The organism is Methylosinus trichosporium OB3b, assembly GCF_002752655.1.
In the GTDB taxonomy this organism is placed as follows: domain Bacteria; phylum Pseudomonadota; class Alphaproteobacteria; order Rhizobiales; family Beijerinckiaceae; genus Methylosinus; species Methylosinus trichosporium.
Map to the genome: position 1 here is coordinate 1,196,909 of NZ_CP023737.1, position 23,430 is coordinate 1,220,338.

At 63.6% G+C, this 23,430-nt stretch carries 18 protein-coding genes and 1 CRISPR repeat array; of the genes, 5 read left to right on the forward strand and 13 right to left on the reverse strand.

All coding sequences use genetic code 11. The annotated features are described in order from the left end of the window. Positions 1–14: 14 nt before the first annotated feature. From CQW49_RS05715 to CQW49_RS05740, 6 genes are all read right to left on the reverse strand, one after another. Complete coding sequence (locus CQW49_RS05715) at positions 15–734, reverse strand: phospholipase D-like domain-containing protein (RefSeq protein WP_003608702.1); 720 nt, start codon at positions 732–734, stop codon at positions 15–17. Between the two features lie 165 nt (positions 735–899). Then, a complete protein-coding gene (locus CQW49_RS05720) occupies positions 900–1,118 on the reverse strand; it encodes a hypothetical protein (protein ID WP_099831750.1) in 219 nt (72 codons plus the stop codon). Further along, positions 1,115–2,494, reverse strand: coding sequence for a response regulator (locus CQW49_RS05725; RefSeq protein WP_198586449.1), 1,380 nt, complete (start codon positions 2,492–2,494; stop codon positions 1,115–1,117). The genes CQW49_RS05720 and CQW49_RS05725 overlap by 4 nt, the downstream gene beginning before the upstream one ends. A gap of 61 nt (positions 2,495–2,555) precedes the next feature. Further along, positions 2,556–3,431 (reverse strand): CheR family methyltransferase, encoded by an 876-nt coding sequence (locus CQW49_RS05730; RefSeq protein WP_003608697.1) that lies wholly within the window; start codon positions 3,429–3,431, stop codon positions 2,556–2,558. Further along, positions 3,419–6,865, reverse strand: coding sequence for a response regulator (locus CQW49_RS05735; RefSeq protein WP_003608695.1), 3,447 nt, complete (start codon positions 6,863–6,865; stop codon positions 3,419–3,421). Before CQW49_RS05735 ends, CQW49_RS05730 begins: the two co-directional genes overlap by 13 nt. 417 nt (positions 6,866–7,282) lie before the next feature. Further along, complete coding sequence (locus CQW49_RS05740; protein ID WP_003608692.1) at positions 7,283–7,981, reverse strand: pirin family protein; 699 nt, start codon at positions 7,979–7,981, stop codon at positions 7,283–7,285. 114 nt (positions 7,982–8,095) lie between these two features. On the opposite strand from CQW49_RS05740, the gene CQW49_RS05745 reads away from it, so the two are divergent. Then, positions 8,096–9,025: a LysR family transcriptional regulator gene (locus tag CQW49_RS05745; protein WP_003608690.1), complete on the forward strand. Its 930-nt coding sequence runs from the start codon at positions 8,096–8,098 to the stop codon at positions 9,023–9,025. A 309-nt stretch (positions 9,026–9,334) separates the two neighbouring features. After that, entirely contained in the window at positions 9,335–9,577 is a 243-nt protein-coding gene (locus CQW49_RS25305; RefSeq protein ID WP_003608687.1) for a FitA-like ribbon-helix-helix domain-containing protein, read from the forward strand. A 48-nt stretch (positions 9,578–9,625) separates the two neighbouring features. Here CQW49_RS25305 and CQW49_RS05755 read toward each other — a convergent pair whose 3' ends face one another. From CQW49_RS05755 to CQW49_RS05770, 4 genes are all read right to left on the reverse strand, one after another. Next, positions 9,626–10,642: a radical SAM protein gene (locus CQW49_RS05755; protein WP_003608685.1), complete on the reverse strand. Its 1,017-nt coding sequence runs from the start codon at positions 10,640–10,642 to the stop codon at positions 9,626–9,628. Between the two features lies 1 nt (position 10,643). Next, positions 10,644–11,792, reverse strand: a complete 1,149-nt coding sequence (locus CQW49_RS05760; RefSeq protein WP_003608683.1) for an ABC transporter substrate-binding protein — start codon at positions 11,790–11,792, stop codon at positions 10,644–10,646. A 6-nt stretch (positions 11,793–11,798) separates the two neighbouring features. Next, positions 11,799–14,036, reverse strand: a complete 2,238-nt coding sequence (locus CQW49_RS05765) for a TonB-dependent siderophore receptor (protein WP_003608681.1) — start codon at positions 14,034–14,036, stop codon at positions 11,799–11,801. 93 nt (positions 14,037–14,129) lie between these two features. Further along, positions 14,130–15,683: a nitrogenase component 1 gene (locus tag CQW49_RS05770; RefSeq protein ID WP_003608679.1), complete on the reverse strand. Its 1,554-nt coding sequence runs from the start codon at positions 15,681–15,683 to the stop codon at positions 14,130–14,132. Positions 15,684–16,208: 525 nt separating this feature from the next. Between CQW49_RS05770 and CQW49_RS05780 the strand changes: the two genes are divergently transcribed. Both CQW49_RS05780 and CQW49_RS05785 read left to right on the forward strand, forming a co-directional pair. Continuing rightward, on the forward strand, positions 16,209–16,652 hold the full coding sequence (locus CQW49_RS05780; protein ID WP_003608677.1) for a PIN domain-containing protein: 444 nt from the start codon (positions 16,209–16,211) through the stop codon (positions 16,650–16,652). A gap of 217 nt (positions 16,653–16,869) precedes the next feature. Beyond that, positions 16,870–17,262 (forward strand): ASCH domain-containing protein, encoded by a 393-nt coding sequence (locus CQW49_RS05785; protein ID WP_003608675.1) that lies wholly within the window; start codon positions 16,870–16,872, stop codon positions 17,260–17,262. Between the two features lie 301 nt (positions 17,263–17,563). Continuing rightward, a CRISPR array of direct repeats spans positions 17,564–20,043; the repeat unit is 37 nt; unit sequence GCTTCAATGAGGTCCGGGCGGTGAAGCCCGGAAATAC. Positions 20,044–20,261: 218 nt separating this feature from the next. On the opposite strand, the gene cas2 is transcribed toward CQW49_RS05785, so the two are convergent. Genes cas2 through CQW49_RS05800 form a run of 3 tightly spaced genes read right to left on the reverse strand, consistent with a single transcriptional unit; the run spans position 20,262 to position 22,674 of the window. Continuing rightward, positions 20,262–20,573 (reverse strand): CRISPR-associated endonuclease Cas2, encoded by a 312-nt coding sequence (gene cas2 / locus CQW49_RS05790; protein WP_003608672.1) that lies wholly within the window; start codon positions 20,571–20,573, stop codon positions 20,262–20,264. 27 nt (positions 20,574–20,600) lie between these two features. After that, a complete protein-coding gene (locus CQW49_RS05795; protein WP_003608670.1) occupies positions 20,601–22,328 on the reverse strand; it encodes a CRISPR-associated endonuclease Cas4/Cas1 in 1,728 nt (575 codons plus the stop codon). A 49-nt stretch (positions 22,329–22,377) separates the two neighbouring features. Further along, positions 22,378–22,674, reverse strand: a complete 297-nt coding sequence (locus CQW49_RS05800; RefSeq protein WP_003608668.1) for a hypothetical protein — start codon at positions 22,672–22,674, stop codon at positions 22,378–22,380. A gap of 426 nt (positions 22,675–23,100) precedes the next feature. On the opposite strand from CQW49_RS05800, the gene CQW49_RS05805 reads away from it, so the two are divergent. Next, on the forward strand, positions 23,101–23,385 hold the full coding sequence (locus CQW49_RS05805; protein ID WP_003608666.1) for a DUF3892 domain-containing protein: 285 nt from the start codon (positions 23,101–23,103) through the stop codon (positions 23,383–23,385). Positions 23,386–23,430 lie beyond the last annotated feature (45 nt).

The following is a 23,430-nucleotide window of genomic DNA, read 5'->3' on the forward strand; positions in this document are numbered from 1 at the left end:
CTCCAGCAATGAATCTAACGCACCGCCTTTCGCCATCCGGCGGCGAGCGCCTGCGCCTCCGAGCAGAACCAGCGCTTGCCGGCGCCGTTCATCGTCACGCGCGCATAGCCGCGTCCCTCGGGCAGATGGTAGATGCGCTCTCCCCTGCCATTCACATTGCCCTTGATCGCGCAGGCCACGCCCCGCTCAGGCGCGGCGCCGCTCGCCCGCGGAACGAAGGGGATGGCGGCGCCCCAGATCGTCTCGAAGCGCGCGGCGAAGGCGAGGACGGCCTTGCGATCGCGCAGCACGAGGAGGTCGTTGTCCTGTCTTTTCAGTCCGGACGCGGAAAGATTGGCGGAGCCCGATCGCAGCACGCGATCGTCGATGGCGTAGGCTTTGAGATGCATATAGGGACCGGGCGTCTTCATGCGGACGTCCTCCGCGATCCCGCGCAGCAGGTCGACCGCGTGGTTCTGGCCGGGGTCGAGGACGATACGAATGGCGACGCCGCGCCGGCGGGCGTCGACGAGCGCATCCACGATTTGTCGATCCGTCAGCGTGTAGGCCGCGAGGTCGATGCTCCGGCGCGCCGAACCGAGCAGCGCGAGATCGATGCGCTCCAGGTTTTCCACGGGCGCATAGTGAATTTCCGTCTTTGCGGCGACGGCGAGCGCGGGCGCCGCCGTCGCAATGACCGTGAGCACGAAAAGGCGCTTCTGGCGCTCCACGTCGCTTCTCCAATGCAGTTCCATGACGAGTCCGCGTCTCGACGTGAGAACATATATAGAACATTGAAAAGCATGTCCACCTCCCACGCGACGACGGCGCTGCGGCGTCGCTCTCGCGAGGGGCTAGAGCATTATTTCGTTTGAGCGAATTCTGATCGATCGAACGATTCCGTTCGATCGGAAAGCGCTCTAGAGAAAATCTGCGTCATCGCGTCTTCTCGCGCGAGTGCAAGCCGGCGACGTGCAGGAGATGATCGCCGACGAACAGGGATAGGTCGCGGCGGGCGCGCTGTTGATGAGATGCGCCAGCTTGCGCCTCAGATCTTCCGCGCCGATCGGCTTATGGAGCATTTCGAAACCGCGCGCATGCGCCTCGGCGATGCACGCGGGATCCGTGTCGCCCGTCATGATGAGAGTCGGTATGGCCCGCCCGGCGCGCTCGCGTATCCGGCACGCGGCCACCGTTCCTGTCGGCCCACGACCCAGATGAAAATCGGCGAGAATGGCGTCGATATCGGCTTTCGTCCCCTCGCGAGATCCAATGCGTCGTCCCCGGAAGCGGCGACCAGCACGTCATAACCCCAGCTTTCGACCATGGTGAGCAGACCGACGCGCAAGGCCGGATTGTCTTCGATCAACAACACGCAACCTCTGTTCGCCGCGCGAGGCGTCGATGTTCGTCGGGTCGCGTCGTCTGCGGGAAGCAGAATAGAGAAGCGGGAGCCGCGGCCGACGATGGACGTGACCTTGATCTCCGCGCCGACGAGCCGCGCGAGCCGCGCGACCACCGAAAGGCCTAATCCCAAGCCTTGGACGCGGTCGCCGCCGGGGCTCGTCAGGCGATAGAATTCCTCGAAGATCAATTCCTGCTGCGGCTCCGGAATCCCGACGCCGGTGTCGATCACCTCGACCGCGATCCGCCCGGCGCGGCGCCGCACCGCCAGCAGAATGCCGCCGCGCGCGGTGTAACGCATCGAATTCTCGATGAGGTTCCGCACCATGCGCTCGAGCAGAACCGGATCGGCGCGGGCGTTCCGCAGCTCGCCGTGAAAAACCTCGAGGCGCAATCCCTTGTCATTGGCGGCGAGAGAATATTCGCGCGACAATCGCGTCAGCAATTGCGCCACGTCCACGGAGTCGATCCGAGGCGTCACGAGGCCGGCGTCGAACTGCGAAAGATCGAGCACGCCGGACAGCAATCCGTTCAATCCGGTCAAGGCGCTGTCCATGATGTCGAGCGCTTTCGTGACCAGATCCGGCGCGTCTCTGCGACGCCGCAGCATCGCCTGCGCCAACACCAGCGACTGCACCGGCTGACGCAGATCATGGCTTACGGCCAGCAGGAATTTCGACCGGGCGAGGCTCGCGCGCTCGGCTTCGGCCTTTGCGCGATCCGCGGTCTCGATGGCTCTGCGCAAGGATTCCTGCTGGACGAACAGCCGCGCATACACTTGCACCTTGGCGCGCAGCAATTGGTTGCTGATCGGCTTGATGAGATAATCGCTCGCGCCTTCGGCATAGCCGCTCAACGCGTCATCGACGCCGACGAGGGCCGCAGTCAGAAGAACGACGGGCGTTTGCGCGGTTCGCGCATTGGAGCGCAATCTCGCGCAGACCTCGCGTCCGTCCATATCCGGCATCCGGATATCGAGGAGGATCAACGCATATTCCTGCGTCAACGCCAACGACAGAGCGTCGAAGCCGCTCGCGGCTTCATGCACGTCGATAGCGGCGCCGCTCAAGGCTCTGCGGACAGCGAGGCGCGTCGGCGCGTCATCGTCCACGACCAGGATCCTGATCGTCGCAACAAGAGACGAGCATTCATCGACGGAAAGCTCGTCCATTTCAGATGCTCCCCCGCGCTCGCTGCCTCACGGGCTTTCGGTAGATCCGATAAGTATCATGCATGACGTCGAAATCCTCGAATGAACGAGACGGATCGAAAATAGCTTCGGCTCGTCCCAATAACAAGAATCCACCGCGTTGAAGGCTGCGCCCGAACAGGTCCAGACCGCGCTCCTGCAATTGGCTCCCGAAATAAATCAGCACATTGCGACAAACGATGAGCTGCGCCTCGAGGAAGACGTCATCGCTCACGAGATTGTGCTGAACGAACTCGATCGAATGACGAAAGCGATCTGCAATGAAAATCTCGGCTCCACGCCCCTCGAAATAGTTGTCGAATCGACCGAGGCCGCCGCTCGCTATGTAATTGCATCGCCATTGCTCCAGCTCGCCTCGACTCCAACGTCCTGCGCGCGCGGCGGCGAGGAGATCGACGTTGAAGTCGGTCACGATGAGCCGCATTCTCGCGGCGAGCCCCAGCTCGGAGAGCAGGATCGACAGCGAATAGGTCTCCTCGCCTCGCCCGCAACCGACCTGCCAGACGTTGATGCGCGGAAAGCTGTCCAATTGGAGGGCGATGACCTCGCGCAGATAGCGCCAGACGTCCGGGTCGCGAAAAAACTCCGATGTCGGAACCGACATTCCATTGATAATCGTCCGCGCGACGCCCTCGTCCGACAACAGGGAGGCGAGAAGATCGAGCGGGCGCGCGACGCCCTGCGTCTCGCACAGGCGGGTCAGACGCCGCTTGACGCCCGACTGCGCGTAGCCGGTGAAATCATATCCCCAGCGCTGCTCCAGCGCCGTCAGAACCAGCGCCAATTCGACGTCCTCGATCGCGCCACGGCTCGCGAGCGTCAGCGTCAGATCAGCCATTGGTCCATGGCGGTCAATAGGCGATCGAGATCGATCGGCTTGGAGAGATAGGCCGTGGCGCCCGAGCGAATGCACTGTTCCGCGTCGCCGGGCATCGCCTTGGCGGTGACGGCGACGATGGGCACGCGGGCGAAAAGAGAACGCATGCGCCGTATCAGCTCATAGCCATCCATATCCGGCATCATGATATCCGTCAGCACGATATCGAAGACGGCTCCATCGGTCAGCATCGCCAGCGCCTTGGCGCCGTCGGCGGCGACCTCGACATCGAAGCCGTTGGCGCGCAGCCCTTTGGACAAGGCCAGAAGATTTCGCGGATCGTCATCGACGACCAGCACGCGGCGACCGCGCGAGGATGTTGGAGCGTCCATGACGACGAGATCGCCGTTCGGCTCCTCGATGGCCTGGAGCACTTCCTCGCGAAGGCGACTATGCGCGCGCCCCTTGAAGACGATGCTCTCGGCGAAAGTGCGCAGCCGATAAATATCCTCTGTCGTCAGATCATGCGCCGAATAGACGACGACGGGAGGATGCGCGCCCGGCTCGGCATGCACGCGCTCGAGCAAAGTGAAGCCGGACATATCGGGGAGCATCAGATCGAGGATCACCGCGTCGAAATGCGTGTCCGTCAGCCGATGCATGGCTTCGTCGCCCGAGCCGGCGACGACGATGTCGATGGCGTCGCGTCGAAACAGCCTCCTCAGCGCGTGGGCGTCGCTGGCGCTATCGTCGACGACGAGCACGCGGCGGCGTCCCGACGCCGCGACGCGCGCTTCCATCATCGCCGTGAGCGCTGCAAAAATATCGTCGCGCTTGACCGGCTTGTCGACCGTTTCGAGCGCGCCGGCGGCTTTCGCCGCAATGGCGGCTTCGGCGTCGCCCGTGATGACCGCGACCGGCAGCTTGGCGCCGTTCGCGGCCGATTTCAGGCCACGCAGAGCGTCGAGGCCGGACATATCGTGAAGATCGAGATCGAGGAGAACAACGGATGGCGCAGCCCGCGCCGCGGCGGCCAGCGCGGCCGCCCCGCTGCTCGCCACGGAGACGCGATAGCCACGCCCCGAAATGAGCTCCGCGAGGAGGGCCGCGAGATCTGGATCCGCCTCGACGAGCAGAATGGTCCGCTCGCCAGGCTCGACTTCCATTTCTGTGACGGCCGATGGCGGCGTTGGTCTCGCCATCATGTTCTCGTCGACGGCCGCACGCGCATCATCGGCAACGCCGTTCGGAAGAATGAATGAGAAAACGCTGCCCTGACCGAGAATGCTCTGCACCTCGATGCGGCCGCCCATCAATGTCACGAGATCGCGGCTGATCGTCAGCCCGAGGCCGGTGCCGCCGTAGCGGCGCGAGGTCGTGCCGTCCACTTGCTGGAAGGCGGTGAACACGGATTCGATCTGGTTCGGAGCGATGCCGACGCCGGTGTCGGACACCGAGAAACGAACGCCGCCGTCCATCGGCGACGCCGTGACGCGGACTTCTCCCCGATCAGTGAACTTCACAGCATTTCCGACCAGATTCAGCAAGACCTGAATGAGACGCCGCCCATCGGCCCGAATGACGGACGGCGCACCCGGCGCCGTCTCCACCGTCAGAGCGACGCCCTTGCGGTCGGCCGGGGCGGCGAACGTCCTGGCGATGGACGCCAAGGCGTCGTCGATGCGGACGCTCTCCTCGACGAGCTCCAGCCTGCCGGCCTCGATCTTCGAGAGATCGAGAATGTCGTTGATGAGCGCGAGGAGATGATGGCCGCTTTCGCCGATGACTTTCGCCGATTCGGTGTGCTCGGCGTCGAGCTCGTCGTCGTCGGCGAGCGTATCGGCGAGGATCAGAATGCTGTTGAGCGGCGTGCGCAGCTCGTGAGACATATTGGCGAGGAACTGCGATTTGTATCGGCTCGCCTCGGCCAGCTCCTCCACTTGACGTTCGGCGTCGCGTCGCGCCGCCGCCAGATCCTCGGCTTGCGCTTCGAGCCTTTGCTTTTTTTCCACCAATCGGTCGTTGGCGATCTGCAACTCCTCTCTCTGCAGACGCAGCTCCTCTTCCGACGCCTGCAATTCATCCGTCTGGGCGCGGAGCTCCTCGGCCTGCAGGCGCGTTCGCTCGAGCAGCGCGACGGTCTTCAAATTGCGCTGAAGCAGGCCGAGATTGAGCCCGACGATCGGCATGGCGAGGTCGAGCAGCTCCTTGTGGCTGTCCTCGAACGCGCCGTAACGGGCGAATTCGAGGACGCCCAGAACGCCTTCCGCCGAGCTGACGGGCACGCAGACGACGATATCCGGGGGGCCCGAGGTCAAGCCCGAGCCGATGACGCGAGTCGTCGTCGGCAAGCCTTCGACGATGATCGTCCGGCGACTGGCGACACATTGGCCGGGCAGACCCTCTCCGATCGCGAACGACTCCCGCAGCGCGACGCCCGGATCGCAGGCATAGCCGCCGACAGCCTGAAACGTCTCGCCGCCCGCATCGCGAACATAGAAGAGCGCCAGCCCCATCGAAAGTTGCGGCGCGAGAAAATTCAACAGCGCGTCGGCGAAGGCGGCGGGAGAGGCCGCGAGCTGCAAGGCGATCGAGAGCTCCGCCAGCTCCGCATTCAGCGCGCGGCGCCGCTCGCGGCGAATCAAAGCCTCCTTGAAGAATTGCAGCGCCGCCGCCATCACGCCGAGCTCGTCGCGACGATCGCGCGCCGGAATCGCGACAGAGAGATCGCCCTCCGCCAGTCGACGCATGGACTTCGTCATGGCGGTGATCGGCCGCACGATCGCCGTGCTCACCACGGCCGCCGTGACGAGCCCGAGAAGAATCGCGATGACAGAGCCGATCACGGCGTTTGTCGCGGTCTGCTCGACATCGCTCGTCGCTTGCGGCCCGAGATCGCCCTGATGGACGAGATTGGCGCGCTTCAGCGCATTGACCGCCCCTTCGATCGTGGGTCCCAATCGATCGCGTAGATCACGAGCGAGCCGATCCCGCTCGCGTTCGGTCGAGCCGGCGGCGTCATTCTCATTCGGTGTGACGGCGCGGGGCGCGGAGAGCGCGACGACCTGCAGAAAAGTCGCGACATAGTCGCGACCGTCGGCCTCGATGCGTTTCAGAGTGTCGAGCGCTGGGCGATTCCGCTCGAATTGCCGTATCGCGTCCGTCACCAGCGGGCCGAGGCGATCGGCTTCGGCCCGCAGGCGACGAACCGAGTCGTCTCTCGCATCGAGGAGCCAATCGCCGGCTCTCAGGCGAATTTCGTCGAGACTGCTCTGAAGATCCGACAGCGCATTGTTTTGTAGCGCGATTTTTCTGTATTCGACGAAATCCCGCCTGGCGCTGGTCAGCCCCTGATACGAAACCGTCGCGACCGAGACCAGCAGACAGACGAGCAGGCCGAAGCCGCCGGTTATTTTCGTCGCGACGCTGAAGCGACTGAGGAACGCAATGAGCATATTGGCATTCACCGAATGATCGCCCGACGGAGACGGAAGGCGAGTATGCACGCAACAACGCAGGCTGTCACTTCATTCGCGTCGGAGAGCATGGTCACGTAACGCATTCCGTCGTTTCTTCACCCGACCCGAGCGCGCGAAATTTCGCGTCGACGATTCTGACCGATCAACGCGGCCGTCGAGGACATATCGCCCGAAACCCGGCCTGTCGCCTGCGGCTCCAGCGTTCACGCGATCGAAAGATGCGTTCGGCGCTTGCGCCTGTGGCGGACATATATAGCTATTACTAGACATTATCGGGACGCCCGCCTCCGACGTCTTCATCGTCGGCGCCGGGCCTGGGCCTCACTCTGGCGCTGGAGTTCACGCGGCCGCCGTCGTCCGCCGCGATCGTCGAAGGCCGGCGTCGGCCGATGGTCACACGGCGTCGACGACAATGATCTCGCTGTCTTCCAGCGCGGTGACGCGCAGGACCTCGACATCGCTGATCGCGGCGCCGTCGCGCGCGTTCACCCGCACATCGTCGATCCGCACGGCGCCGCGCGCCGGAACGAGATAGGCTTTGCGGTCCCGGCCGAGCGGATAATCCGCGGTTTCGCCGGAAAGAAGCGTCGCGCCGACGACCCGCGCATCGGCGCGGATGGGCAGCGCGTCATCGTCCGCCTCATATCCAGAGGCGAGCGTGACGAAACGGCCCGATCGCTCGCCCTCGGGGAAGGGCCGCGAGCCCCAGCCGGGGGCTCCGCCGAGCGCCCTCGGCAACAGCCAGATCTGAAAGATCCGCGTCGTCTCATTCTCGAGATTATATTCGGAATGCGCGACGCCCGAGCCGGCGCTCATCACCTGCACATCGCCGGCCGCGGTGCGGCCCTTGTTGCCCAGGCTGTCCTGATGCGTGATCGCGCCCTCGCGCACATAAGTGACGATCTCCATGTCGCGATGCGGATGCGTCGGAAAGCCGGAGCGAGGCGCGATCGTGTCGTCGTTCCAGACGCGCAGATTGCCCCAATGCATTCGCTCGGGATCATGATAGCCGGCGAATGAAAAGTGATGCTTGGCGTCGAGCCAGCCGTGATCGGCGCCGCCGAGGCTGGCGAAGGGTCTCAGTTCGATCATCTCGCAAATCTCCTGTCGCGTGATCGGCCGCTGTCGTGGAGACGGGATTTAAGGGTTGCGGGCCCTTCTGTTCAGTCGGATAATTTCGGTCGAACTATTCGAGAAAGTCGAAAAGTGACGCAACCGGGCGCGCCCAGCTTCGATCAGCTGACGATCTTTCTGGCCATTGTCGACGCCGGCAGCTTCGCCGGCGCGGCCCGGCGGCTCAATCGCGCCGTGTCGGTGATCAGCTATGGGATCGCCAATCTCGAGGCGCAGCTCGGCATAGAATTGTTCGCACGCGAAGGGACGCGCAAGCCGCGGCTCACCGTGGCGGGACGCGCGCTGCTGGTGGAGGCGCGGGCGATCACGCGCGGCGTCGACGATCTGCGCGCCAAGGTGAAGGGCCTCCTCGATGGGCTCGAGGCGGAGGTCGATCTCGCCGTCGATGTGATGCTGCCGACGGAGCGGGTCGGCGGCGTGCTGCGCCAATTCGCGCAGCAATTTCCGACGGTGCAGCTGCGGCTGCATATGGAGGCGCTCGGCGCGGTGACGGCGATGGTGCGGGACGGCGCGGCGATGATCGGCGTGTCGGGTCCGCTCGCGCTCGGCGTCGAGGGTATCGAGAGCAGAGCGGCCGGATCGGTGGCGCTGGCGCCTGTCGCCGCTCCCGATCATCCTCTGGGACGCATGGCGCACATACCGCCGGGAGCTGCGCGCGAGCATACGCAGCTCGTGCTGACCGATCGCTCGCGCTTCACCGAGGGGCGCGACTTCTCGGTGATCAGCCCGCGCAGCTGGCGGCTCGCCGATCTCGGCGCCAAGCAGGCCTTGCTGCGCGAAGGCGTCGGCTGGGGAAACATGCCTCTGTACATGGTCGCGAGCGATCTGGCGTCGGGCGCATTGGTGCGGCTCGCCATGCCGGATCATCCGGGCGGCCTCTATCGCTTTTCGTGCATTTGGCGGCGCGAGGCTCCGCCGGGACCGGCCGCCGCCTGGCTGCTCGATCGCTTCGTCGCGCTCGGCGCCGCCGATTTGCCGGTCGAAGGGCAGAGCGACATTTGACCGCCGCCGCGCCGCGCCGCGGAGATTGGTAATGATCGCGACAACAATGCTTTTATTGGTGGGCCGGGCAGGACTCGAACCTGCAACCAGACCGTTATGAGCGGTGGGACAGTGCGCGATCGCGTTCGAAACCGTTGATTTTCTGCCGGTCTCGCGAGGCTCCGTTCGCTTTTAGTTCCGGCTTATCGGTGGTCAATCGGTGGCCCGTGGGGCGTCGGATTGGCGTCACCGGCTCCATCGAGGCCGGGTCGAGCTTGATTGCGATGCAATCATTGCTTACTTTGCCGACAGGTCCTTCTGGAGGCCGTCGTGGCGAGCATCACTATCCGTAATCTGGACGATGATTTGATGCGTCGCCTGCGCGTGCGAGCGGCCGAGCATGGCCATTCGATGGAAGAAGAAGCGCGAGAAATTTTGCGGCGAGCGGTGAGCGGCGTCGTAGCGCCCGAGAATCTCGGTCAGGCCATTCACGCCCGCTTCGCCGCCATCGGCGGGGTGGAGCTGGAGCTTCCCGCGCGCGGCCCGATGCGCGAGCCGCCGTCATTCTCATGAGCGACGCCGTTATCCTGCTCGACACCAATCTAGAGCGCTCGAAGCCATTCAAAAGAAATGCGTCGAGCGCAGATCGAAATCGCAGTTGCCGGTGGTTCGATAGCGATCGAACCAAGCCTTCTCCATCTGGCCGACATTGAAATAGACTCTGTCGTTCCGCTCGTCGCCGGACACGAGGCAGAGTTCTTGTCGCGATGGCGCCGCATGATAAGCGGTGCGCCATTTTTCTGATAGCTCCACCACGACCTCCTCGCACGAGCGGGCCTCGGCCCAGCTCAGCGCCTCTTCGTCGAGGCGAAGATCAACAGCCATTTCCTCGGCTTCCGCGGGCGTCGAGCGGACGAACTCGATCCATTCCCGCTCGCTTCGCCAATTTGCGTAATCAGAGCGCAGGCTGGCTCTGACCCGGGGCGAGAGCATCTCGAAATCGCTTCGCGTCAGCCGCTCGGCTTCGAGGCGCCGCGCTAAGCCGGAATAGAACAGTGGAAGAGACCAGCGTTCGCTATCCGCGCCCCCGACGCCGTCCAATTCGTCGAACAACGCCTCGAGCGAGGCCAGGTTGTCGCGGAGCAGAATCACCCGCTGCTGGAGGCGAAAGCCCATATCGCGTGCGAGACGCAGCGTTTCCATCTGGAATTGATAATTGCCGGGCATATTGTTCCAATAATCATGTTTGTCGCCATGACCGCTGAAGGTCGCGACGATCGTGTCGACGCCAAGTCGGCGTCGCTTCTCGAGCCATTCGCGCATCTCTGTTCGCGTGCGATGGGCGACGCCGCCGAGCAGAGCGTTACGTGAGACCCAATTCTGCATCTCGTCGATGCGTTGCACTCCCTCCAGGGTCTCGTCGTCATGATCGTCACTATTGCCGAACCACGGCCAGATCTCAAAGTCGGGACGATGCGCGGCGCGCCAAGCGACGAAGCGTTCGATGAGCGCGAGATAGCGCGGGAAGAGGACGCCCGATGTTTTGTAGGAACGCAATTGGCAATAGCGGCAATGATGATAGCAGGTCGTTCCATTCGCGTGCAGGGTGATGCCGGTGATGATGATCTCGCGCCCCATTTCAACGTCTCTCGTTTTCCGGTGTCCGCGCAAAGCGCTCGCCGTCGCGCGCTCGCGCATTTTCCTCGAGGCTCAGCGCCTCGTCGAGCGCCGCTTCGGACAATGCGACGCCAAACGCCTCCTCATAAGCGCGCGAGAACTTCTCCCGCATCTTCGGCGCCATCTTTTCAGGATAGAGGATTTCCACGAGCCATTGCAGCATCAGCGGCTCTTCGAGCAGTCCCTCCATTCGCGCCCCGCCCATCGGCTCCCGATAGACGCGGCGCGTCCTGACGGCGGGGAGGCAGCGAAAGGCCGGATCAGCGAGAAAGCTCGCAACGGCGTCGCTCTCGATGAAGCCCGATAGAACGACCACGTCGGGCGCGAGCGCCATGAGCTCCTCCTTCTGTGGAAATCGCTCCGTGCGGACGATGTTCTGCGCGCCGACCATCTCGAGCAGCGAGGCGATTCTCGTCCAGGAGACGGCGAGAACGACGGGCTCTAGCTGATAGAAATAGGCGACGCGCGGAGGGGCGCCAGATAGAGGAACGGTCGCGATGACCTCGTTCATCTCGCGCCGATAGCGTCGAGCGAGCTCGTCGAAACGTGGTCGTTGTCGCGAGACATCGGCGAGCAGACGCCACGTCTCTTCCATGTTCGTCGCATTGGTGCGTGCGGGGTCGGCGTCGAGCGGCACGACCGGCGCGCCGAGCGCGCGCAGTCCGCTCGCCATCCAGCTCCACGAGAGCGCGGCGTCGGCGTGTAGCGCGAGAAAAGCTTCGGGGTCGCCTGGAATGGCGCTTTCCCCCCGTGTCGGCGCATGAGCGAGCCTGCTAGCATCTGGAAAGACGAAACGCAGGAGACGACGCGACAGCTCGTTCGTCTCCCCTTCTACAGGGAGGCCGGCGATATGTTCGATGCCGTCGAGCGTCGCATAGTGCCAGGCGACGGGTGCGTAGATGACCGCGCGCCGCGCAGGTCCATCGAGCATGATCGGCGCGCCGGCGATGCTCGCAATGCTCGATCCGGCTTTGCGCGGCGCGACGCTCGGTCCAATTAGCGCATAGAGAAAGCAGGGCAGGCAGACACAAAAGCACAGGCTCGCGCCGCCGAGCCGCCGGCGGTTCGCCGGCGGCTCCTCGATCGATTCGCCTCGCAGGCCTCTGCGCATGACCGGTCAAAACTTCGCAGCGACCGAGAAGGCGGCGGTTCTCGACGCGCCGAGATAACTGTCAGTCAGCCAATAGTGCGTGTCCGCGACATTGTTGACGTTGACGCGGAAGATCAACGGCGTTCCCGCGAGAACCGTCTGATAGCGCAGGCCGAGATCGAATGTCGTGTAGGCTGGAACTTTTAACGTGTTGTAGATGTCCGAATAGAAGTTGCCGACATGGTTGACGCCGCCCGTCATGGTGAGGCCGGCGAGCCAGGGCAGATCATATTCGGCATAGAATTTCACCATATGATTGGCTACGTCCCAGGGGCGCTTGCCTTCGAGCTGGGCGTTGGTGGCGTTGGAGACGCGCGGATCGAAGATGGTCACTCCGCCGAGCAGCGTCAAACCCTCGAGGATTTTTCCGGAAACTCCCAGCTCGACGCCATTGTGGCGTTCGCGGCCGTCCTGAACGAGCGTGCGCGTGCCGTCGCCATTGAAGCGGGTGAAAGCATAGCCGCGCTCCGTGTCGAAATAGTTGAAAGTGAGAAGCGCGCCGCCGAGCTTGGCTTTCACGCCCGCCTCATAGCTGGAGGACCGCGTCGGCGGCAGAACCACGCCGGCGTTGGTGGCGTTGTTGGGCGCGATCTGTCCCTGATCCAATCCTTCGAGATAGGAGAAGTAAGTCGAGAGCCAGTCGGTGGGCTTCACGAGGATCGATGCCGCCGGAACCCATGCGGAACGGTCATAGGCGGACTGTCGCGCATTGGTCTGCGGATTATAGGTGTATTGCTTGACCGTGGCCTGTGTTACGCCGGCCATGATTGTCAGATATTGCGTGATGTCGATCTGATCGCCGATAAAAAGATTGAAATTCTGGGTGGTCTGCCGCAATTGCGCCGATGCGTCGACGCTGTTGAAGTAAGCAGGTTTCGCGATATAGACAGGTCCGGCGAAGACGCTGCTGGCGCCGGGATAATAGGGCGTGTCCTCCGACCACCAATTGCGCGGAACCGTGAAATTCTGCGAAACGCCGTTGACGCCGACGGTGAGCGTATGAGCCGCGCCGAAGCTGTCGAATTTGGCGTCGAGATATTGATAGGCCGACATGCTCGAGGTGTGGAACCCGTCCGAGGCCCAGACCGTCTGATCATAGGCGCCGTCGGCGGAGACGAAGTCATTCTCGGTCGCGAGGAAGGAGGACTGCTGATCCGCGAAGCGGAAGCCGGTTCGCGAGCCGAGGAAGGGCGCGAGCTTCACGGCCAGCGTCGTGTCGGCGTGAGCGATCTGCTTGTGATTATAGGTCCACTTCTGACTCCAATCGCGCGAGGAATCAGGCGCCCCCGGATAGTTGGGCGTGTCGTAATAGGCTCCCCAGGACGCTTCGAGGGCATGGATGAGATTGTTGCGGTAGCCGGCTTCGATCTGCCAGAGCGCGTCGGGGCCGAGATGAACGTCGAGCGCCGCGGTGACGAGCTGGCGGTTGATCGTCTGATCGGAGATTTGAGTCGGCCCATATTGCTCGACGATATTGACGCGATAGCCGAGTTCCGGATGTCCCGGAACTGGCCCGCCGAAGTCGCCGTGGACATAGCCGGACGAGTTGTTGAAGGCGCCGAGAGTCACATTGGCGAGCGGCGTCGCGGTGGGACGCTTCTGCACGAAATTGATCATGCCGCCTGGCGCATTTTGTCCGTTCAAGAAGCCGGTGACGCCCGTCACGACTTCGACGCGCTCCTTGTCCTCGAGGTCCTGAACATTGGACCCGAGCGTCTTGAATCCGTCCTGTGTCTGCATGACGCCGCTGCTCGAGCCAAAGCTCGCAGTGCCGAAGCCGCGTATCGTCACGCTAGCCGAATCGGTATAGCTCGCGGGCACGTAATTCTGGAGGAAGGGCGACACCTTCGCGAGATCGGTGAGAGTGTAGACCTGTAGATTGTCGACGAGCTCGCGCGAGAGCACGCTCACATTGAGCGGCGTGTCGAGGATGCGCCTCTGAGTAAAGGGACCGACGCCGGAAATAAGCGACGCTGCATAGCCGTCAGCGGCCGAGCCGTCGCTCTGCAACGCTTGGTCGGGCGTGCGCACGGGCGCGGCGACGTCGATCGGCGGCAGCGATGTCGGACCGTCCGCATCCTGCGCTCGGCGGCTCTCGGCGCGTGCGATCGTCGTGACACTCGCGAAGGATGCGGCGACGCATGCGAAGCGCGCAAAGCGGAGGAATTCGGCGTCGGACCTACTCGTTCGATGCTTCTCGGCCATGTTCTCACCTCTCGAAGATTCGTGCGAACAGACGCGTGTCGTCGATGCCGTGACGACAGCGATCATATTCCGGGTTTTTGTGGAGCTGAAAAATTAGGCGCGCTGTTTCCAGGGCGTCGCGACGATGCGTCGCCAGGTCGCGTTCGTCGCTTTATCGAGCGCCTCCGCGAGACAGGCGAACCCGTCGTAACCCCAGAAGGCGTTGCCTTTTCGATCAAAGAAGGGAGAGAAGGGCAGAGCGACCTGCGCGCGCTTTCGCCATTCATATTCGCCGCGCGATTCGCCGTCGCCGAAATGCAGGACGAGATCGGGCTTGGCCTCGGCGAGATAGGAGTCGATCGCCGCTTCGTCGGGATGATCGGCGTCGCATCTGAGGCGCGGCGTTCGGCGCTTGCCCGTCTTGCCGATCCAGCCGGAGGCGTCGCCGATGCGCAGTCCCAAGAGACGATAGGGCTCGAGCTGTGTCTCCGTCATCGGACGAAAATGCAACATGAGCTTGTTCCGCAGACGCGGGCGATAGCGCTCGATGGTCGCGCGCACCAGCGCCTCTCCACGCGCGATCGTCTGCTCGGCGCGGCGCGCGGTTCGGCGATCAAGACGCTCACCGATCGCGCGCAACGAAGCCGTCGTCATGGACGGACTCTCGAAGCAGGTCCAGATGATCGGCGTCGAGAGCCATTGACGCAAAAGATCCGCATAGCCGCCGCGCATGTCCTCGTCCATCACATCGACGGCGCCTGCGAAGCCGATGATGAAGCGGCAATCCTTCATGCGCGCGAGATCTAGGCTCGAGGATTGCGTGATCTCGTGAACCGTTTCAATGCCCATATCGGCGAGCAGCTTGGAGACGATCCAGACGAGCGCCGGCGCTTCGCGCGCGTAGGGCAGAGCCACGTGCATCTTCTTCGAGGAGGGGCGGCTGAAGATCCGGGAGGCGGACTGCAGCGCGGCGGCTGTCTCGACCGCCCAAGATTTGTAGGTGTCGAGAGGCAGCACGAGCCTCTGCGTTCGCCGCATCTCGATTTTCGCAATGCCCTTCACGTTCGAGTCGAGCAGCGCCACGGGGTCCTCGCTCGTAACAGCGAAGCCGCGCGCCAGCGGAAACAATTCGACGGCTTCGCTCATAGCGCGTCGCAACCGCTCGTCGCCGCCGTCCTCGAGATCGTCCGCGCGAAGATCTGTGCAGAAATGCAGCGCACTGAAGCTTTCGATCCCTTGAGCGAAGCCGGGCGCGCGCAGCCGAAGGCTCTGCCCATAGGCGCCGCAGCCCACCGGGCCGTGATCGAGCGGAATCATGTCGAGCGCGGACGCCCAGCTGGCGACGCTGCGGCCGTGCAGACCGCCGCTGCAGAAGTCGATCTTGCCGGCGTCCGGATAGGACGGCGGCGAGAAATAGCGCGGACGCGCCGGATCGCGACTTTCGTCGGCGCGTGGCGCAGGCTTCTCCCCGGCGCAGAGCTTGGGCTTGCGGCCGCGCGGGTCCTTTCGATAGTCGACGTCCGGAGCCGGCGCGATCGTCTGAACTGGGACGGGCGACGCAGGCTCGATAACGATGCCCGTCTTTCCAGCAGAAGGACCGGTTCGCCAACGGATCGACTGACTCTTCGCGCGTTTCGGCAAGAATGGGTTGAGGGAGCGCATCTGCATTCGGGCGTCTCATTAGGTAGTGTGGTTATATAACCAGGCGAAGCGGAGCCTCCTGTCAATAATTTTTTATTTGTTTGTAATCGGATAAAGCGCTGTCTGTTTACTGACATTCGATCTTGCAACTTTCGGACAACGTTCGCTTATCGAGCTCCCCTCAAAAAATGTCGCAATTTCAAACAGTAGCACGCTACGATCGCTATGTCGCCATGCCTCCGGCGCGCCTTGTAGGGCTTTCGATAACGTCACCAGCAGGTCGAGGAGCGGACGCTTCGGCTTGGCCAGACTTGCCTCTTCGACCATATTGCTTTCCGGCTGAACACGCGCGAGACGGCCGCGAGCGAGTTGCGGGGGCCATATGGCTTCGGACGATGCGGAAGAAGCGCGCGAAATTTTACGGCGAGCGGTGAGCGGCGTCGTAGCGCCCGAGAATCTCGGTCAGGCCATTCACGCTCGCTTCGCCGCCATCGGCGGCGTGGAGCTGGAGCTTCCCGCGCGCGGCCCGATGCGCGAGCCGCCGTCATTCTCATGAGCGACGCCGTTATCCTGCTCGACACCAATGTCGTCTCCGAGCTGATGCGATCGAAGCCGGCGAAGGCGGTCCTGGACTGGTTCGCCGCACAGGACTCGACCAGGCTGTTTTTCAGCGCGGTGAGTGAAGCCGAGCTGCGCACGGGCGCGGCGATTCTTCCCGCCGGCAAGCGCCGCGATAGCCTGACCGCCACCATCGACATCATGATCAGCGAGGATTTCGCGGGCCGCATCCTGCCATTCGACAGCGGTGCGGCCAAAGCTTATGCGGCCATCGCCGCGGCCCGTCGGGCGGCGGGCCAGCCGATCATGGAAGCCGATTGCCAGATCGCCGCCATCGCCCGCGCCCGAGGAGCTGCGGTGGCGACGCGGAATGTCCGCGATTTCGAGGGGTGCGAAGTCGCGATCGTCGATCCATGGCGATCTTCCAGCGTCCCGTAGCGCGTCGAATATCGATGCAAGACCTTCTCGGAGCGTCGTTTCACGCATTCGGTCGGACAGAAGGCGATGCGCTTTCGTCGACCGACGAGAGGTGATAGGCAGCGCCGTCCGAGCCATTGCCGAGCCGGACGGCCCTCCCCTCCTCTCTCGATCGCGCGCGCTCGTTCTCGCGACGGACGGATGCGAGCGGACTGCATGAGGCGAAGGAAGGGAGACGATGAAAGGGTTGATCGTCGATGAGCCATGGATCGGCGCGATCCTCTCCGGCCGCAAGAGCTGGGAGATGCGCTCCTCGAGGACGACGCATCGCGGCCGCTTCGCCCTGATCCGGAAAGGATCGGGTCTGGTGGTGGGCCTCGCCGATCTGATCGGCTGCGAGCCTGCGATCGTATCCCTCGAAGCGTATGCCGCCGCAGAGGCGAGACATTGCATACCGGCCGAGCGCCAGAAAGCCGCCTTCGAGGGCCGCTGGCGCATCCCTTGGGTATTGGCCGATGTGGTCTCGCTCGCTCGGCCGGTCCCCTATGTTCATCCGCGAGGAGCGGTGACATGGGTCGTGCTCGCGGACGACGTCGCCGCGACGATCGCCGATGCGCTCTCTGCGCCATAGCGTTGGGCCGGGGCGGCGCGAGGCGCCGGGAGCAGGAGCCGCCCGCGCTCCGAGCACAGGCGCGACCCCCGTGAGGAATCGAGCAGTTTTCTAAGACATCCATACCTCGGCGTGGCTACGAAAACCGCGGCGGCGGCGCCAGGCCGGCTCCCCTTATTGGGCTTTCGCAGCACCGACGCCCGTGTGACGGACGCTCTTGTGCTTCCGAACATTCCGTCCCGAAGCCCAGCCTCTGCGCTGTGGCGACGCTTGCTTCGTCGAGGCGGAGAATCATGGCCGAACGCGCCGCCGCTGTGGCGGGGCTTCAATGAGGTCCGGGCGGTGAAGCCCGGAAATACCAGCTGCATCACGAGATCCTCGAGCCCGTAGGCGAGGCTTCAATGAGGTCCGGGCGGTGAAGCCCGGAAATACCCACTGGGTCTTGCCGTAGGTCGTTCCTTCTTCGACGCTTCAATGAGGTCCGGGCGGTGAAGCCCGGAAATACTCCGCGACGGTCGCCAATGTCTCCCGCGGCACCGGGGAGCTTCAATGAGGTCCGGGCGGTGAAGCCCGGAAATACCTCTCGATGCGGAAGCCGCCGCCGTCGCAGCCGCCGCGCTTCAATGAGGTCCGGGCGGTGAAGCCCGGAAATACTATGGCCGAGCGGATCGGCCTCGGGCTCAGAGCCTATCGCTTCAATGAGGTCCGGGCGGTGAAGCCCGGAAATACGGCGGTGAAGCAGGAACTTGGGCTAACATCGCCCGAGGCTTCAATGAGGTCCGGGCGGTGAAGCCCGGAAATACGTTCAGTGCGATGAGATTTGGTCATTCACCTACGCCAAGGCTTCAATGAGGTCCGGGCGGTGAAGCCCGGAAATACAACGTCCGTCCGGCCCGCGCGAGCTTACGCCTCGTGGCTTCAATGAGGTCCGGGCGGTGAAGCCCGGAAATACCTCGGTTGCGCTATGCGTAATCGCATGGCGGCCCATCGTGCTTCAATGAGGTCCGGGCGGTGAAGCCCGGAAATACCATTCAACTCGGCGATGGCATGAGAAAGCTGCGCGTCGCTTCAATGAGGTCCGGGCGGTGAAGCCCGGAAATACGACGCGACGAACCTGAAAGCGACGTCTGCGGACCCTGCGCTTCAATGAGGTCCGGGCGGTGAAGCCCGGAAATACTTGCTGCGACTGGCACGGGCAATCGGGTGATGACGCTTCAATGAGGTCCGGGCGGTGAAGCCCGGAAATACAACGACTACGGGGTCGAGCTGTTCGATCCGAAGATCGAGCTTCAATGAGGTCCGGGCGGTGAAGCCCGGAAATACGCCGTCCGCGGCAAGACCGCAGATATCCCCGTGACGCTTCAATGAGGTCCGGGCGGTGAAGCCCGGAAATACGAGCGACGATCTGCGCTGCGAAGCCGTCTATGAGCTGCTTCAATGAGGTCCGGGCGGTGAAGCCCGGAAATACCGACGAGGGTGCGGATGCATGGGCACGATCCGAGGGCGTGCTTCAATGAGGTCCGGGCGGTGAAGCCCGGAAATACCTGTCGGCGAGATGATGATCATCACGAAGAACAGCCAGCTTCAATGAGGTCCGGGCGGTGAAGCCCGGAAATACGGGAATCGACTTCTCAAAGATACCGTCCTTGGCCGCCTGCTTCAATGAGGTCCGGGCGGTGAAGCCCGGAAATACCGCCGAAGAGGTTGGTATCGGAGAGCAGTTCGTCAGCTTCAATGAGGTCCGGGCGGTGAAGCCCGGAAATACTTGCCGCCGAGGCGCATGCGGCCCCAGAGCTTACGGATCGCTTCAATGAGGTCCGGGCGGTGAAGCCCGGAAATACCAGTCGCTACATCGCGTGCCTATTATCCCTCCATCGCTTCAATGAGGTCCGGGCGGTGAAGCCCGGAAATACGCGACAGGAACGACCGCGACATTGCTCCTGGGGATGCTTCAATGAGGTCCGGGCGGTGAAGCCCGGAAATACCCCGGCGAGAAGGTCAACCCGATCGATCCGTCGCGCCCGCTTCAATGAGGTCCGGGCGGTGAAGCCCGGAAATACCCGAGTATAGCTTCTTATGAGAGACACAAGCGTAAACACGCTTCAATGAGGTCCGGGCGGTGAAGCCCGGAAATACCTTGCGTGCGGGTTCCTGATGCGGACATCTTCGATGAAGCTTCAATGAGGTCCGGGCGGTGAAGCCCGGAAATACGCGGCGTGGGGTCCGAATCGTCCGCCGCCGTCTCGGGCTTCAATGAGGTCCGGGCGGTGAAGCCCGGAAATACATCGAGCGCCGGGGCACCAAATCGCAGGCTTACCACGCTTCAATGAGGTCCGGGCGGTGAAGCCCGGAAATACATATAAGATCGTGGAGCGGAAGGGCTCTCTCTACCCGCTTCAATGAGGTCCGGGCGGTGAAGCCCGGAAATACCTCGGCGGCGTCGATCGGCGCGGTGATGGCGATCTCCGCGCTTCAATGAGGTCCGGGCGGTGAAGCCCGGAAATACGCATTGTCCCGCATCTCCAAACGCAAGAGACTTGTTGTGCTTCAATGAGGTCCGGGCGGTGAAGCCCGGAAATACTCGGCGACCCGACGGATGGATATAAGGGATTCTATGCTTCAATGAGGTCCGGGCGGTGAAGCCCGGAAATACATCATGTTTTACGGGATGATTCACGGCACGTTCACCGGGCTTCAATGAGGTCCGGGCGGTGAAGCCCGGAAATACTATGCAGGCACCGCGCGATCCGCAGGCTCACCTGCGGGCTTCAATGAGGTCCGGGCGGTGAAGCCCGGAAATACCGCCTGCTCGCAGCCGGCGGATTCGAAAGCCCGAAGACCTTCGTTTGCGAGCGGTGGATCGCCGCCGCTCGTCCGCCGTCGCCAGAGCGTCGGCCCGAGGTGCTCACGATGACAAACAGCCTTGCAAAAACAACCAATTGCGACAAGCGCGAGCGCTCCCCGGCGAATCCGCCCCGTCGGAGCGCTCGCGCGCCTTCGGCAGCTTAGCGTGAACCGGGTCAGATGACTATCGCCCGTCGCTCGATCGGCGCGAAGGTCTTGCCGAGGCTCTCCACGGCGAAATCGACATCCTCCGCCGGGCCGAGATCCATGATCAATATGTGATCCTCACGAGGATCGATCAGCGTCTCCAGCGTCATCGCCATCTGCGCGCGTCGCGACCCGTCGAGCCGGCAATGGAAGACGGAGAGCTGCACCCAGCGGCCATAGCCGTTCATCGTCTTGAACACGCGGCGCCAGCGCTTCTGATCGCCGATGTCATAGGCGACGATGTAGGAATGTTCCGAATTGGTTCGGCGAGGGAGAGCCATGTGTCGCCTCTTGTGTCGCCTCGGGACTCAGCGGGGGACGATGTGGGGGAAGCTCGCGATCTCGCCGAGCAGGAAGCGCGCCAGCAGCCGCGCCTGCACATGCAGCAGCCGGCGCATCGAGAGCTGATAGCCGAACACGGGATGGGTGGTCTCCTGATCGAGCCGACGCTCATAGGCTTCGACCAGCGCGCGCCGTCCCTTGGTCGAGAGATTGCAGCCGCCGGCGCCATAGACGAAATCGCCGGGGGAGACCTCGCCATTGTTGAGCGCGGTGAGAACGGCGGAATCGGCGAGCAGCGGACGGAACGGCTCGAGAAAATCGAGCGCCAGCGAGGGGCGGCCCGGGCGCTCGACGTGATAAAAGCCCTTCCACGGATCGAGGCCGACAGTGGTCAGAGAGGCCGTGACGCTGCGGGTCAAGAGCGCATAGGCGAGCGACAGGCAGGCGTTGACCGGATCGGCGGGCGGGCGGCGGTTGCGCCGCTCGAAGGCGAATTCCGGCAAGGCTTTCACGGCGTCGGTGAACAGCAGCGGGAGATTGCGGAAATAGACCGCCGCCGCCTCGCCCTCGAGGCCGAGCAGCAGGCTCGCGTCAGTGGCGAGGGCGGCGCGATCGGCGAGGCCGGTCAGAGCGTCGAGCGGCGCGGCGCGCTTCTCCGCCTCGCCGCGCCAATTGCGGCGCAGCAGCGTGCGCTGATTGCGGATTTTCGCCGCGACGAGATCGCGCGCGAAGCCGAGACGGCGCGCGGGATCGGCCGCCGCCGCATATTGCGCGGTGCGCGTCGCCGCGCTGCGCGGCCCCTGCCCTCCCGTGGCGCCGAGAAACCAGAAGCCGGAGGACATCCAGGCGACCGGAATTTCCCGACGCAACAGCTCGTGCATGGCGGGCGTCGAGAGGCTGACCGGGCCGGCGAGCGCCAGCTCGGAGATTTCGTCGAGCGCGACGACCCGCTTCTCCTCGCCCTCGATCTCGACGACGAGCGTCGCGTCCTTCTTGCCGATGCGCGCGCCGGGAACCTGCACATAGACCGGCAGCGCCGGACTCGCGGGCGGCGGCGGCGTGCGCGGGATGGCGCCCTTGCGGAACCAGTTCACCTCATCCGGCAGGCAGACGGGCAGCAGCGAGCAGCGCGGGCATTTCGGCGAAGCGTCGAGCGGCGGCGGCGTGCGGCCGGAGGCGAGCGCGAGCCGCAGCTCGGAGGCGGCGCGCAAGGTCGTCGTGATCAGCGCCTCGTCGAGGGGAACGCGCACACGCTCGCGGCTCTCGGCGAACCAGAGGGCGCCCTCCTCGCATCGATAGCCCGCCTCGCGCAGCAGCAGGCCCTGCACGCAGACTTGCGCCCGTTCCGGCAGATAGGCGCCCTCGGCGACATGCGGGCGCTTGCCGACCTTGGTGTCGACGGGGACGACGAAGCCGTCCTCCGCCTCCAGCGCGTCGATCTCGGCGACGAGGCCGAGCGTCTCGGAGGCGAGCGCGAGACGGCGCGTCTTGAACGGCTTTTCCTCGAGCGCCTCCGGCGCCGGAAGCGCGGGCGCGCGGCCCTTGTCGCTGCCGCGATGGGCGCGCTTGCCGGCGGCGGTGTCGGCGTTGCCGGCCCATTCGCCCTGCGCCCATTCGAGATAAGCGAGGCGCGGACAATAGAGCCATTCGTTGATCATGCGCGCCGGGACGAGAGTTTCGTCGCGCACGGCGGGCGGCGCATGCAGGGGCAATTCGCCCTGCGCGGGAGTCTTGCGTGTGTCGAAATCGGTCATTGAAAAGCCTCTCGCGCAGGATGGTGCGAGAGGCGGGCCGGCTCGGGCGTCAGCGCGTGAGCTTCATCGCCGCGAAGAGGAAGCCGCCGAGGGCGATCTGCGTGACGACGAGCCAGCGGAGGATGTCGACCTTGAGGTTGGCGGCGCTGGAGTCGATTCTTCCCTCGAGCCGCGTCTCGATCTTTTCCATCTTGACCTCGAGATCGCGCACGTCCGCTTTGGTGGCGAGCGCGCCGGCGTCGATGCTCACCATAGCTTCCACGACGCCGGTAGCTTGATCTTCCGTGAAGCCCCGCTTGCGCAGAGCTTGCGCGACGGCGAGGGTGTCGATGGTGAGCGCAGACATACCTCAGGGCCTCAGACGAGAAAAATGCTGGTGCCTCTCGCACCCTAAGATGCGAGAGGCACACCGGGCAATTTGCATTAGCGTGTCACGTTACGACTTTCATTGAGACGCTTCAATGAGGCCCGGGCGTGCGCCCGGGAGATGCCCGGCCACATTTTATGTGAGGCATCAACGTAATAGGGTCAATGGATCTAATGGGTGGAATGAGCGACATACCGCTGTTCGTCTCAATGAACGTCGTAGACAAGTCGATTCGACTCCTGTAGCTTGGCTCCGTCGAAAAGAAAAACGGCGCCATGCGGGAACATGGCGCCGTTAGCCCGACTGTGGCCGCAGGGCCCGCCGGGATAGATGCTTGGTAAGCACGCTTGCATACTATCACGGCGTGATTTTTCGGCAAGGCCATTGAACTTGAAAGGAAAAATCATGCAAGAATTCAGGATCGATTGCGTCATCAAGCCTCACCGCGAAAGCACGCATGAGCACATTACCCAGGTCGGTGGGCCGAACAGTGTCGGAGGTCGATGGCGTGAGCCGGTCGAAACGGTAATCGCGCATATCGAGAGTCGTCTGCGCCGCTACTATGTCGATGAGGGCGGCAAGCGAGTCTACGTCGAGGTGCGCGAAGGCGTGTCGAAACGAAAATTCATCCAGACTCGGGCCGACGGGGTTTGGAGGAACAATCTGCTCGCCCTGGACAATTGCCGGTGAGGCTCGCGTAGAACTTTCGGCGGCTTGCGCTCATGCGCAGGCCGC